The following is a 13,687-nucleotide window of genomic DNA, read 5'->3' as shown; positions in this document are numbered from 1 at the left end:
TTATGGAGGAGAAGCGTGTTCCAGTGAGTGACACGTTTCCTGCGGAAGTTGCTCTACAATGCCTTTAGTGGAATCTTTCCTCAACCTTGCATGGGTCGCCATTGCGTTTGCAATGGTCAGCGGCGTGTGGATCGGTGTGTTCACCGGTAAGTTGACCGCACCTATGGGGCGTGCTCTGACGGCGACCGTGATGGTGGCCTTCCTGCTGTTACCGGTGATCTCCATCTCGGACGATATGCAGGTGCTTCGCAAGTTGACTGAGCCTGAGGATCTGACAGTACGGCGCCACTATGAGGCCGTAACGCTGGAATTTGAGCTGCTGTGCCTGGAAATATTGTGCCTGGCGATTGCACTGCTGTTTGTGCTGCGCCGGTTGCAGGTACTGGCTCGTCCGGACACGCGCGTGCGCCGGTTCCTGAATGAAGATTTTGCACTTCTGCTGGGCGTTCGTCCGCCGCCAGTTGCAGTTCTGTAACTGCGTCGAGCCGTAGGTCTGTGCGGCTTTTATAAAACCATAAGATTTTTACGAGATAGAGAAGGAGTGCATCCATGAAGGTGCGCTGGGCATATTGCCTGATGCTGCCTCTCCTGCAGGCAGCGTGGGCCGGGGCGCAGCAGAGTGCTTCGCCACCGATGACGTTGCCGCAGGCGTTGGATTTTGCGCATAAGCAGAATCCGTCATTGCTGTCGGCAGCGCAGCATGTTGAAGCGGTGAAGGCCGGTGAGATTACGGCGGGTCTGCGACAGAATCCGGTGCTGACGGGTAGTGGACAGATGGTGACGCTGGGGCCTGATAACCCGAACGGACCGGATTTTTATACGGCAGGTGTGCAGCGGCTGTTCGAGCGCGGCAACAAGCGCGGCGTCCGCCTTGATCTGGCGCGCGCGACAACAGCGTTGACCGATGCGCAGCGGGTCGATCTGCAGCGGCAGATGGACTTCGCCATCAAGCAGGCGTTTACGCGAATGCTGTTTGCGAAGGACGCGCTGCGCGTCAGTGAAGACAATCTCAACGGCTATCGCAGAACGGTCGAGCTGATGAAGGTGCGTCTGGATGCGGGACAGATGAGCCGGAACGACTTTGCCCGCATCGAGCTGCAGCTTGCTGGCTTCGAGAGTGATACCGACAATGCGCGACTGGCGTTACAGCAGGCTTCGACACAGTTGCAGAGCCTGATGGGCATTGAACGCCCGAAGCCGGACTTCGACGTGACCGGTTCGCTGGATACTCCTGCTCCGGCGCTGACGCTCGACGATCTGCGTCAGAAGGCGCTGGACACGCGCCCGGATGTGAAGGCGGCGTCGCAGCAGGTCGCTGTCAATCAAGCGAGCGTTCGCCTGGCATACGCCAACGGGACGTCAGATCCGATATTGGGTGGCGAGTACGAGCATAGCGGCCATGCCGATACGGCAGGCTTCAGCCTGCAGATTCCGCTCCGCTTCTTCGATCGCAACCAGGGCGAGAAAGAACGCGCCAAGTACGAGCTTGAGTCCAGCAAACTGGCGCTGACGGCCACTCGCAATCAGGCCATCGCCGATGTGGATCAGGCATACCAGGCATATCAGACGGCCCAGGCGCAGGCGGCACGCTATCGCGATAAGTATCTCGACGAGGCCAGACGGGTACGCGACAACCTGGAGTTCAGCTATCGCAATGGACAGGGAACGCTGCTTGATTATCTGAGCGCATTGCAGGACTACCGCTCGGTGAACCTGCAGAGCCTGACGGCGAATGCGCAGTTGCAGCTTGCGATCCACCAACTGAGTTATGTGACATACACGGAGATTCTGCCATGAAGAAAAGCGTGATGACGCTGGTGATGACGGGCGCAGCGCTTGGCGTATTAAGCGGATGCAAGAGTGATGAGAAAGCTCTGCCGGAGGCGAAGCCGAAGGTCAATCTCAAGACTGAGGTTGTTCATCAGCAGACGGTGAGCGACGGGTTGGAGATTCCCGCACATGTGGATGTAGACCCCAGCAAGATGGTGCACGTCTATGCGCCCTTGAGCGGGCGCCTGTTGAGCCTGCAAGTACAGCCAGGCCAGGAGGTGCACAAGGGGCAGACCGTGGCTATGCTGCAGAGCGGCGATGTGGCCGCGGCGCGCAGCGACTTTGAGAAAGCAAAGATCGAGGCACTGCGTGCTGATCGCGCTCTGGAGCGCGGCAAGCTCTTGCTGGCGCACGAGGTGTTGAGCCAGGCTGACTTCGATGAGCTGAAGGCTGCTGACGATGCGGCACACAGCGAGCAGGAGCGTGCGCGGCAGCGAATCCATGAGCTTGGCTTCAGCGAGACCGGAACCTCCGATACCACTGCCGTGGTTTCACCAATTGCTGGATCGGTGCTGGAGATTGGAACAGCGACGGGTGAGATGCAGCGTTCGCTGGAGACCTCGAATGGCATCGCGACGGTAGCGAATCTCGATTCCGTGTGGGTTGTGGGCGATGTCTTTGAGCATGACCTGGCAGTCGTGAAGTCGCACTCCTCCGCGGACGTGACGCTGCAGGCATATCCGGGCGAGACCTTCCATGGCACGGTCGCCAATATCGGCGATGTCTTCGATCCGCAGACCCATGCGCTGAAGGTGCGCGTGGTGTTGAACAACCCGGGCCATCGCTTGAAGCCGCAGATGTTCGGCTCCATCCGCATCGGCATGGGACAGCGCCAGATGATCCTGGTGCCGATGGCGTCTGTCATTCATGACGGCGATATCGCCAGCGTGTATGTGAAGAATGGCGAGAAGTATGACGCCCGCACAGTGAAGTTAGGGGCGACGCATGGAGACAAGGTCGAGATTGCCAGCGGCCTGAACGACGGCGATGTGGTCGTGACTCAGGGAGCGGCGTTCCTGCGTACGCCGGTAGGAGACTAGCAATGGAAGCCTTTCTGAAGACGCTGCTGCGCTATCGCGCGGTTGTGCTGATTCTGCTGGCGGCCGGGCTGGTCGCGGGCACCTTCGGGTTTCTGCAACTCGATATCGAAGCGTATCCGGATCCTTCGCCACCGCTGGTGGAGGTCATCACGCAGAATCCGGCATGGTCAGCCGAAGAGATGGAACAGCAGGTGACCGCGCCGATCGAGACAGCACTGAACGGTACACCGCACCTGGAGCAGATCCGGTCAATCAGTATCTTCGGCCTGAGCGATGTGAAGCTTTACTTCAGCTTCGATTCAGACTACTTCCGCGACAAGCAGGAGATTCTGAATCGTCTGCAGACCATCCAGCTGCCCAACGCATTGCAACCGCAGCTGTCACCATGGTCGCCCATCGGCGAGATCTATCGCTATCAGCTTGCGGGTCCCGGATATGACCTGAATGAGCTGAAGGCGACGCAGGACTGGCTGGTACGCCGCGAGTTGAAGAAGGTGCCGGGCATTATTGACATCACCACCTTCGGCGGTACGACGCGGCAGTATCAGATCGAGCCCGACCCCAACAAGCTGCTCGGCTACGGTGTAACACTGTCGCAACTGATTACTGCAGTACAGAACAGCAACGCCAACGCCGGCGGAAACTATCTGTCGCTCGGCGACCAGAACGTGAATGTGCGTTCTCTGGGCCTGCTGAAGAACACGACCGACATCGGGAATGTGGTGATCGCGCAGAAGAACGGTACGCCGGTGCTGGTGCGGGATGTTGCCAATGTGAAGGAAGGCTATCAGCCGCGCCTGGGCAAGATCGGCCGCAACGACCAGAGCGATATCGTTGAAGGCATCGTTCTGTTGCAGAAGGAAGGGCAGAGCCTGCCGGCGCTGGAAGGCCTGAAGAAGAAGCTCGCCGAACTGAATACCGGTGGCCTGCTGCCGCCGGGCATGCAGGTCAAAACCATCTATGACCGCACGAAGCTCATTGGGCTGACGACGGAGACGGTGAAGCACGTCATCATTACCGGCTTGATCCTGGTGACGCTGGTGCTGCTGCTGATGTTGGGCGACTTCCGCATTACGCTGATTGCGGCGGCGACGATTCCGTTCGCTGTGCTGTTTGCGTTCTCGCTGATGACGCTTACCGGACGTTCAGCCAACCTGATCTCGATCGGCGCTATCGACTTCGGCATCCTTGTGGATGCATCGATCGTCGTGCTGGAGAGCATCTATCGCCGCTTCTCGCGGCGTGAACCTGGGCATGGACGCGCGGAGATGATTGTCCTTGGTGTGAAGGATGCAGCCAGGCCAGTACTCTTCTCGACGCTCATCATCCTGGTGGCGTTCATTCCGCTGTTTACCATGCAGGGCGTTCCGGGCAAGATCTTCGCGCCGATGAGCGTGACCTACGGATTTGCGCTTACGGGCGCTTTGTTGTTCGCTCTTGTGTTCGCACCAGTGCTGAGCTTTGTCTCGGCTCCGGTGAAGGACTCGGTGGAAGAGCACGACGAAGAAGAGCTGGGCCACCAGGGCACGTGGCTGAACCGCTTCCTGGAGAAGTACTACGGCCGTGCCTTCGATTGGACGCTGGAGCACGCGAAGCTGGTCTGGGCGATTGCCTTCTTCGGACTGGCGGCGGCGGTGGTCTGCTTCCTGGTGTTTGTCGGTGGCGAGTTCATGCCTCCGCTGGAAGAAGGCAATCTCTGGATCCGCGGCACTCTGCCGCAGGACATCTCCTTTGAGCAGGCGACGAAGCTCTCCGATCAGGTGCGTGCTGATCTCGGGAAGTTCCCTGAGGTGACGCAGGTCGTCAGTCAGGTAGGGCGTCCGGATGACGGTACCGACGTGACCACCTTCAACAATATGGAGTTCGGTGTCAGCCTGAAGCCCGCGAGCGAGTGGCCAAAGGACGTTCACGGGGAGAAGGACAAGCTGATCGAGCAGATGCAGCACGAGCTCAGCAAGTATCCAGGTGTGGTCTTCGGTTTCTCGCAGGCGATTCAGGACAACGTAGAAGAGGCAATGAGCGGCGTGAAGGGTGAGAACTCGCTGAAGATCTTCGGCGATGACCTGGCAACGCTGACCGAGATCGCGGAGAAGGTGCAGGGCGTCATGACCGGAGTTCGCGGCGTGCAGGATGTCGGCATCTTCAAAGTGAACGGAGCGCCAAGCCTGGTGATCGAAGTGGACCGCGCCAAGGCGGCCCGTTATGGCCTGGCATCGGGTGATGTGAATGCCGCGATCCAGGCTGCCGTGGGCGGAGCTCCGGTTTCGACGATGATCCAGGGAGACCGCAGGTTCGACCTTACGGTCCGTTATCCCGCGGAGTTTCGTTCGACACCCGATGCGGTGGAGAAGATTATGCTGGCAACTCCCGATGGAAACCATGTGCCGCTTGCACAGGTGGCGAACATCGGAATACGGCAGGGAAGCTTCACCATCTATCGCGAAGGCGGGCGGCGATACATCCCCATCAAGTTCAGCGTGCGTGAGCGCGACCTTGCCTCAACCATTGTGGACCTGCAGCAGCAGTTGAAGCAGAAGATCACGCTTCCGCCGGGCTATGAATACACCTGGGCCGGCGAGTTTGACTCACTGAAGAAGGAACAAAGCCGCCTGGTGCTGATTGTTCCGGTCAGTCTGCTGGTGGTCCTGGTGCTGCTCTACCTGCAGTTCCAGACCTGGCTGGATGCTCTGATTGTGCTGGCGGTGCTTCCGTTCAGTTACGTCGGCGGCATCATGGCGTTGATGCTGACGCATACGGCCTTCAGTATCTCGGCGGCCGTTGGCTTTACCTCATTGACCGGCGTCACCACGCTGGGCGCCGTCGTCTTCCTGGCAGGCTTGCGCCGCGCACAGGAGAAGGATCCTCACCATGGCCTGAAGCACGGCAGTCTGGATGAGCTGCGCCCGGTGGTGATGGCGTGTATGGCAGCCGGTCTTGGCTTGTTGCCCGCCGCTGTCATGAATGCGATTGGAGCTCAGGCTCAGCAGCCGCTGGCGCGTGTCGTTGTCGGCGGCATGGTCACGACGCTCTTATCGATCCTCTTCCTCATGCCGCTGATGGCGCGTCATCAATCGCATATTGAGGCAGAGCCGGAATAGATCGATATAGGTTTCCTGGCGGGGTTGGGCATCACGCCCGGCCCCCTTTTTTTGCGATCGTGTGCTGCCATGTTGCAGGTTTGCTCCGGATGCAGTGAAATTGAAGCCGGTAGAGCATTTTCCCTGTAGGTGCAGTCAGAGCATCCCGCATTTATGGCGTTTTCCGCAATGAAAACGCCGCTGCACACCCTTCCGGAGTACCCAGCAACAGGGAAAATGCGCTAATGGAAGGAGCTGGCACCGTGGAATCTGCTGCTGCACTTATCGACGAGAAGATCAAGGAACTTGGTGACTGGCGTGGAAAGACGCTCGCGAAGGTGCGCGAGATTATTCACAAGGCAGATCCGGAGATCGTGGAAGAGCTGAAGTGGAGAGGCACTCCCGTCTGGTCTCACGGCGGTATTGTCTGCACCGGCGAGACCTATAAAAACATCGTCAAGATGACCTTTGCCAAGGGCGCTGCGCTGGATGATCCGTCAGGTCTGTTCAACTCCAGCCTTGATGGAAATGTCAGGCGAGCCATCGATATCCACGAAGGAGACAAGATCAATGAGGCGGCCCTGAAGAAGCTCATCCTCGCTGCTGTGGCGCTCAACCTGGAGAGCAAGAGCAAGCCCAAGACTCGGAAATCCTGAAGATACGAGACGAACCATGGATGCAGCGTTCCGGTTTGCCGGTGATGTCTTCTGGAAGCTACGATCGGTTTCTCTATACGGAGAAAGGAAATCATTGTGATCCTTCGCAAATCTCTTGCGGCTGCTGTGCTCGCGCTCTGTTTCGGTTCAACGTACCTGCATGCGAACTCCCCTCGCGAACGTTGGACGGAAGAGCAGGCGTGGGCCTACATGCGGGCAAACCCCTGGCCCGTGGGAAGTAACTTTCTTCCTGTCGACGCGATCAATGAGCTGGAGATGTTCCAGCGTGAGACATATAACCCCGCCGAGATCGACAAGGAGTTCGGCTGGGCTGAATCGACCGGTATGAATACGATGCGGATCTTCCTGCATGATCTTCTATGGCAGCAGGACGCAGCAGGCTTCAAGCAGAGGCTCGATAATCTCCTCACCATCGGAGCCAGGCATCATATTAAGCCGGTGCTCGTTCTCTTTGATTCTTGCTGGGACCCAGATCCCAAGCTGGGACCGCAGCATCCACCCATCCCCGGAATTCATAATTCCGGCTGGGTGCAAAGCCCTGGCATCGCGCTCGCCGATCCGGCAAATAAGCCCCGGTTCGAGGCGTATGTGAAGGGAATCGTGGGCGCGTTTGCCAATGACGATCGCATCCTGGCATGGGATGTTTGGAACGAGCCAGACAATCCGGGCGGCGGCAGGTACGCGAATAATCTCAAAGACAAGACGCAGTTGATGAACGCTCTTCTGCCGCAGGTCTTTGCCTGGGCCAGATCTCAGGGGCCAAAGCAGCCATTGACAAGCGGTGTCTGGACGCACGACGCGTGGGATGACCCGGCGAACTGGTCTGCTACAGAAAAGATTCAGCTCACAGAGAGCGACATCATCTCGTTCCATGACTACTCCTGGCCCGAAAAGTTTGAGAGCAGAGTTGCCGGTTTGGAGAAGCTGCACCGGCCCCTTCTCTGCACGGAGTACATGGCTCGCGGCGCTGGTTCCACCATCGACACCATTCTGCCGATCGCGGCAGCGCACCATGTCGGCATGATCAACTGGGGCCTGGTTGAGGGCAAGATGCAGACCAACCTGCCCTGGGATAGTTGGCAGGTTCCATATGTCGGGCGTGAGCCTACCGTCTGGTTCCACGATCTCTTTTATCCTGATGGTCATCCTTACCGCGAGAGGGAGATCGAGATTCTGCGTGACACCGCCCGCAAGATGAACGTGAAGCTGGGCTCGTAGTCAGGGTTGGTAACAACTTCGGAATAGTTTTTTCTGCCGCCTGTAGCGGTGTTCAGATGCTCCTCTAGGGTGCCCGGGCGCCGGGTGCCCCATATCTCGGCTACGCCGAGATATGGGCATTCGCGCTCCGCGCGAACCATTCATTGCCGCGAGTCTAGTAGCAGGAGTGCGCTGAAGACCGCTTGGCTGATCTCCGCGTACACCGATGCTCCCCTCCTGGGAACATGGTCATTCGATGTTCATCGGGCGGAAGCCGATCACTGGCAACGCGCGTGTTGCGCCATAGCTTCCGCCTTTTTTCTGCGTCGCGGACATTCTCCATGTGAGCTACTCGCCGTACCAACGCGGTATCGGTGGTTCCAGGAATGAGGGCGTTGTTGCGGATGCCGCGCTCTACACAGTCAAGTGCCGCGGACTGAACAAGGCCCACGAGTCCGCGCTTACTCGCGGAGTAGGCGGAACGCTTCTCCGTCGTAGCGATCGCATTGGACGATGCTGCTGCGGGCATGTGGGCGAGATCTCATGTTCCTATGAAACGGATGGCGACTCCCGAAGAGATCGCATCGTTTGCCCTGGCGCTTGCGTCCGATGAATTTTCCTATATAACCGGAGCGCAGATGGTGATCGATAGCGGGAAAACCACACGTGATGGCTAAAATCACATTCCGACCGCGGATAGGAGACAACAGAGTTGTCCGTACTAGTTGGAAGAGGTGCGGTATGCCAGAACCACCAGCTGCGAGGCGCTGCCATTCATACTGCTCGACTGCAGTAGAACTTCAAAATAAGGAATCGATCCGTCCCGGTTACGAATCTTCGCCAGAAATGGCAACAGGTGCGCATCGTCGAAGAGAAAGTCCGCTGCCGCCTCAGTGCCGGCCATCGAGGTTCCTTCAAGTAGAAGAACCTTACCGGATCCTCTCAGGTTGGGCCGTAGGGCAACAACACCGTAGACCGTATGGGAGGCATCCAGCTTGTTGAAATCGTACTGACGAAGCTCTCCTGACCGGGGAGAACGGTTGATGATGGAAGAGCCTCGCTGCGAGGTGTTGTCCCGGAAGGTGAAGTTCATGTTCGAGTCGAAGACCTCGACCCAGGGATTGCTATACGTTGATCCGATCAGGATCATGGAGCCTTCTTTGAGGTCGTTCGGCCGGACGTCGCGCGCATAGCGAAACTGAAGATGATTGGAGTTCGCTCCAGCGAGCTGATAGAGCCTTGTAAGGATTCCCACATCGGCGATGGCCGTATATCTGCGCGTACCAATATCTCGAACAACGTCCGGAAGCGTTGATTGAGTGGGAGGCAGGTGCATGCGGTAGTTTTCGTTCAAGTAGCCGGCAAGGCTGACTTTTTGTCCCGTGACGTCCTCGAGTGTCGCAAGGCTCGTGTCGGAACAAACAATCATCGTATTTTGATCGGCGCCTAGAAATAACTTCCAGAAGGCGTGCCGCTGAGGTGCGGGAAGGGGCTCGACATGCGCGGCACGGGCATGTGCCAGAAGATAGACGATAAAACCGCATGCCAGTAGAAGAGCCGTGGAGAGAAACCAGATGGCGAGGCTTCTCGGCTTTTTCCCGGCGCGGTGGTCATGATTCGGCCCAACAGCTTCGTGGTTTGCCTGCTGGATATTAGTGGGATTGTTCTCTGCAGAAGGCGGGGATAATTGTTGTTCCTGAAAGACAGGAATGTATCCGCCCTTCGGAATCGTCAGCCGGAGAGATTCCTGCGCACCTTCCTCATTGAAATACTGTTCCAGCCGCTGACGCAGCCGGCTCGCATGGGAGCGTACCAGTCCATCGATCGAGGGGTCATAGTTCGGACGGTTGAAGAGGTGGGCGCCGATACCGACTTCATTGATCTCGTCGTTATGTCCGGTGAGCGAGCGCTCACAGATGTAGAGCAGAAAGCTAATCAGCCGATCAGACTTCGCAAAGGATGAAGACGCAACGATCCGTTCTACAAGTCTCCACCTCGGATCCTCCTCGAGGGCCGCTTCTTCAAGCTGGGGACTATCGGTAACCATCGTCGGTGGGAAACATCATGCATGAAAGTAAACGGACGAGATTAATGCGTTATTAACGCTTGCGCCCTTCATACGGGCTGACAGGAAACGTTTAACGTCCTCCGTTACAACGAAGTAAATCATTGATCTGCTATATGGTTTCGGGCGTTTAACGTAGCTGCTGCCGCGAATTGACTGCGGTCTGGAGATGCCGCTTGCTAAGGTGCGGGTATCAAGCTGCCATCTCCCCTGTGACAGGCTTCCGTGTTGCTGAATCCACAACAGAAGTAAGACCTTCGCCACCTGAGCAAGAGACCCAGGCCGTAAAAATCAACCGATCGTACTGAACTAACTGGAGAAATCATGTCATCCCAGCAGTCAATATTCCGCCAGAAGCCGCGACGCCCTGTGAGGGTTCCGTTCTCCGCCTTATTCCTCGTGTTGCTTTACCTTGCCGGCAGCGCAGTGGCGCAGAGTGTCGCCGCCCGCATGATGGGAACGGTTACAGACCCTTCCGGTGCGATTGTTACCAATGCCGTTGTTACGGCAACCAACCTGGGAACCGGGGCAGCGCAGAGTGCGCGTACTAACCGCAACGGGCAATACGTTCTGTTTCCCCTTGAGCCGGGTCAGTACGACATCACCGTCGCCAAAGATGGCTTCGCAGGTGTCTCGTTGCATGGGCTCTCCTTTGACGTGAACGACAGCGCATTGCGCGACTTTCGCCTCAAGGTAGGAAGTTCTGCGGAGGTTGTGACGGTGTCGACCTCATCCGTCCCGTTGTTAACCCAGGACATCTCCGTTCAGAATGTGGTCACTCAGGAACAGCTCAATGCCTTGCCGCTGAACGGACGCGACTTCAATCAGTTGGTGCTTCTCTCCGCAGGCGCGACCGACAACACCGTGGCAACCTCGGTCAATCTTGATTTTGGCTCTTACGCCTTGAACGGCAATCGAGCATTTTCCAACGAATACATCATTGATGGCGTTCCGAATAACAACCCGTTCCAGGGAAAATCTGCGCTGCCCCTGGCGGTAGATGCTATTGGTGAGTTCAAGGTAGTTTCGGGTGTTCCAACGGCTGAGTACGGCCACGCGGCGACCGCCATCTCTTCCATCACAAAGAGCGGAACGAATGGCTTCCACGGCGCGCTGTACGAGTACTATCGCGGAAATCAGTTACTGGCGAATAATCCCTTCGATACAGTTGCCGGCAATGAGACCTTCCTGCGGAATCAATTTGGCGGCGCTATTGGCGGGCCAGTGCGGTTGCCGCACTATGACGGCCGCAATAAGACCTTCTTCTTTTTCAACTACGAAGGCAGCCGTCAGACCGACACCGCGACCCGCGTCGATACAGTTCCAACCGCAGACTTCTGGAACGGCGACTTCTCCTCGCTTCTGAGCAGCAGAAAGATCCAGTTGCGCGATCCATTTATCTCCAGCAGGCCGGCCATTCCTGGCAATCGGCTCGATCTCTATAAGGGCGGCTCGCTTATGACCAAGACTGCCCAGGCATTACGTACGTTCTTTCCCAGCCCCAATCTCCCGGGTCTTGCTAACAATCTCGTCCAGTTCCCCACAGAGTCGGCGAATATGGACCAGTACACCGCACGCATCGATCAGATGCTGCCTCATAGCCAGTCGTTAATGGTGCGTTTCAGCTACGTCAACACCGGTGGCTTTACCCCGAACCTGTTAGGAACACCGGGTGTGGGTTTGAGTGAACCGGTAGACAGCCGCAACGGTCAGGTCACCTGGACTGCTCCTGTTCGGCGCAACATGATCAATGAGCTGCGCCTGGGCGGAATGAACTACTCCGACATCGTGACCTATGTTCCGGGCACGCTGCCGACAGTCAGTTCGCTTGGCATGCAGGGTTTTGAGCAGGGGAATCTGTCGATACCGCCTCTGCCACGCATCACCTTCTCCGGTAACGATGCGTTTACGACCATCAAGTATGGCCCGACAAATGGCTATGGTGAAGCAGCCCTGTCGATGACCTCCAATATCTTTACGATTGCAGACTCGCTGTTGGTCACAAAGGGGCGGCATACCTTCAAGGCAGGGTTTGAAGGCCGTCGCGACTACTTCAACGTATTGCAGCAAACCAATGCTCGTGGTGCGCTGACCTTCAGCGGCTTTGCCAGCTCGGCAAATTCATCCGGTTATTCACTTGCCGACTTTCTCATCGGTTTGCCTTCGTCGTCTCAGCAAGTGCCCATCAAGCCGAAGGCGCTGCTCACGGAAAACGAGTACGCTGCTTACGGCCAGGATAGTTGGCGCCTGACCTCCCGCTTTGTTCTGGAAGCTGGTGTGCGCTATGAGTATTCGCCTAGCCCGAGCGAGGTGAAGAACAGGCTTGCCATGTTCGATGGAGATCTTCCTGGCGGAGGCTTTGTCGTCGCCTGCGATAACGGAAAGCTTCCCAGCGACTCCTTCCTGCCTTCGGTTGTTGCCAAGCTGACTGATGCAAATGGCAACTTCGTGTTTCCGATGGTCTGCGGCAGTTCTGTAGGCTTCAATGCGAAGAATCTCGTGACGACCGGAGGAAAGAACTGGGCGCCGCGGGTCGGCTTTGCATGGGACCCGAGTGGCAAAGGTCTTTACTCCATTCATGGCGGCTATGGCATCGTGTATACCCGTTACCCGGTGCAGTACTTCCTGCAGACGATGCTGGTGAACCCGCCGTTCGCCGGACTCTTTCCTTACTCGCAGAAGATCACCAGCGGAAAGGCTGCTCTGACCTTGGACGCCCCATACGGTGGCGCAGGCGGTAAGCCCAGTGTTAGCCCGGTTGGCATCAATAAAAATTTTCAGTTGCCCAATAACCAGCAATGGAATCTGACCGTACAGCGGAAGCTGGGCGCCGACAATGTTGTAACGGCATCCTATGTCGGCAACAAAGGCAGCCATCTCTTCCGCTCCTACAATGTCAACCAGGCAGAGGTGAATTCGAATGGCGTCATCACGCAGCCGTACTCCACAAACTTCGGAACATCGTCGATTCCCGTTCGCTACAGTGACGGTAACTCCATCTATCACGCGATGATCCTTGAATTCCGCAGACGCGCCACGCGAGACCTGAATCTGCAGGCCAACTGGACGTTAGCCAAGGCAATTGACGACGTGGGAACGAATGTTCAGACAGCAGCGTTGGACATCCTCAGCCCCGGTCGTGACCGGGCGAACAGCGACTATGCCCGTCGCCACTCGATCAATGTCAATGCCATCTATAAACTGCCCATCGGCAGAGGCCGCGCAATCGGTAGTTCTATGCCGGCGTGGGCTGATGCGGTGACAGGGGGATGGATTGTCAGCGGAATCTGGCACTGGACGACAGGACGATACCTCACGGCAACAATGACGTCGCAAGGCGGTCTCTCCTCAAGCCGGCCGGACGTTGTGCCCGGCGTGAATCCGAATCTTCCGTTCGGCCAGAGAAGCCGAAACCAATGGTTCAACCCGGCAGCCTTTGCCCAGCCACCGCTTCTTGATCCGGCTACCGGCCTTCCGCGTTTCGGCAATGCCGGCCGCAATACCATTATCGGACCGGGTACAAACGTGGCTGATATGAGTTTGCGCAAGACGTTTGCACTCGGAGGCGAAACATGCCGGCTCTCAACGGAGATGTCGCTGTTCAATGCCTTCAATCATCCGAATTGGGGAGATCCTGACACCAACATCTCAAACACGAATACCGTCGGCATTGTGAGCGGAATCAGTAAGCAGATGCGCATTGCCCAGTTCACGGTGCGCCTGGACTTCTAAGGACTGGCGTCGATAACGAACGGACCTCAATGAGAAGGATTGATTCAAATGCAGTCAATACGGAGTACC

At 57.3% G+C, this 13,687-nt stretch carries 10 protein-coding genes; 8 read left to right on the top strand and 2 right to left on the bottom strand.

The window, feature by feature from the left end:
• Positions 1 to 58 precede the first annotated feature (58 nt).
• The 6 genes from OHL21_RS13350 to OHL21_RS13325 all read left to right on the top strand — a co-directional run bounded on the left by OHL21_RS13350 (position 59) and on the right by OHL21_RS13325 (position 7,842).
• Positions 59 to 475, top strand: a complete 417-nt coding sequence (locus OHL21_RS13350) for a hypothetical protein (protein WP_263417776.1) — start codon at positions 59 to 61, stop codon at positions 473 to 475.
• A gap of 74 nt (positions 476 to 549) precedes the next feature.
• Positions 550 to 1,797 carry a TolC family protein gene (locus OHL21_RS13345; protein WP_263417775.1) on the top strand — a complete coding sequence of 416 codons (1,248 nt, stop codon included), beginning with the start codon at positions 550 to 552 and terminating at the stop codon, positions 1,795 to 1,797.
• A complete protein-coding gene (locus OHL21_RS13340) occupies positions 1,794 to 2,870 on the top strand; it encodes an efflux RND transporter periplasmic adaptor subunit (RefSeq protein WP_263417774.1) in 1,077 nt (358 codons plus the stop codon). Before OHL21_RS13345 ends, OHL21_RS13340 begins: the two co-directional genes overlap by 4 nt.
• Before the next feature lie 2 nt (positions 2,871 to 2,872).
• Positions 2,873 to 5,968, top strand: coding sequence for an efflux RND transporter permease subunit (locus OHL21_RS13335; RefSeq protein WP_263417773.1), 3,096 nt, complete (start codon positions 2,873 to 2,875; stop codon positions 5,966 to 5,968).
• Between the two features lie 224 nt (positions 5,969 to 6,192).
• On the top strand, positions 6,193 to 6,603 hold the full coding sequence (locus OHL21_RS13330) for a DUF1801 domain-containing protein (protein ID WP_263417772.1): 411 nt from the start codon (positions 6,193 to 6,195) through the stop codon (positions 6,601 to 6,603).
• A gap of 96 nt (positions 6,604 to 6,699) precedes the next feature.
• On the top strand, positions 6,700 to 7,842 hold the full coding sequence (locus OHL21_RS13325) for a cellulase family glycosylhydrolase (protein WP_263417771.1): 1,143 nt from the start codon (positions 6,700 to 6,702) through the stop codon (positions 7,840 to 7,842).
• 154 nt (positions 7,843 to 7,996) lie between these two features.
• On the opposite strand, the gene OHL21_RS24480 is transcribed toward OHL21_RS13325, so the two are convergent.
• Entirely contained in the window at positions 7,997 to 8,350 is a 354-nt protein-coding gene (locus OHL21_RS24480; RefSeq protein ID WP_399258380.1) for an SDR family oxidoreductase, read from the bottom strand.
• Between OHL21_RS24480 and OHL21_RS13320 the strand changes: the two genes are divergently transcribed.
• Positions 8,349 to 8,498, top strand: coding sequence for an SDR family oxidoreductase (locus tag OHL21_RS13320; RefSeq protein WP_263417770.1), 150 nt, complete (start codon positions 8,349 to 8,351; stop codon positions 8,496 to 8,498). The genes OHL21_RS24480 and OHL21_RS13320 overlap by 2 nt on opposite strands.
• A 44-nt stretch (positions 8,499 to 8,542) precedes the next feature.
• Here the strand turns inward: OHL21_RS13320 and OHL21_RS13315 are convergent, their stop codons facing one another.
• On the bottom strand, positions 8,543 to 9,868 hold the full coding sequence (locus OHL21_RS13315; RefSeq protein WP_263417769.1) for a hypothetical protein: 1,326 nt from the start codon (positions 9,866 to 9,868) through the stop codon (positions 8,543 to 8,545).
• A 342-nt stretch (positions 9,869 to 10,210) separates the two neighbouring features.
• On the opposite strand from OHL21_RS13315, the gene OHL21_RS13310 reads away from it, so the two are divergent.
• Positions 10,211 to 13,618 (top strand): TonB-dependent receptor, encoded by a 3,408-nt coding sequence (locus tag OHL21_RS13310; RefSeq protein ID WP_263417768.1) that lies wholly within the window; start codon positions 10,211 to 10,213, stop codon positions 13,616 to 13,618.
• Positions 13,619 to 13,687: the final 69 nt, after the last annotated feature.

The sequence above is a fragment of the Terriglobus albidus genome (genome assembly GCF_025685425.1).
Classification (GTDB): domain Bacteria; phylum Acidobacteriota; class Terriglobia; order Terriglobales; family Acidobacteriaceae; genus Terriglobus; species Terriglobus albidus.
The sequence above is the reverse complement of the archived record's forward strand: the minus strand, read 5'-3'. Positions and strand labels throughout refer to the sequence as shown.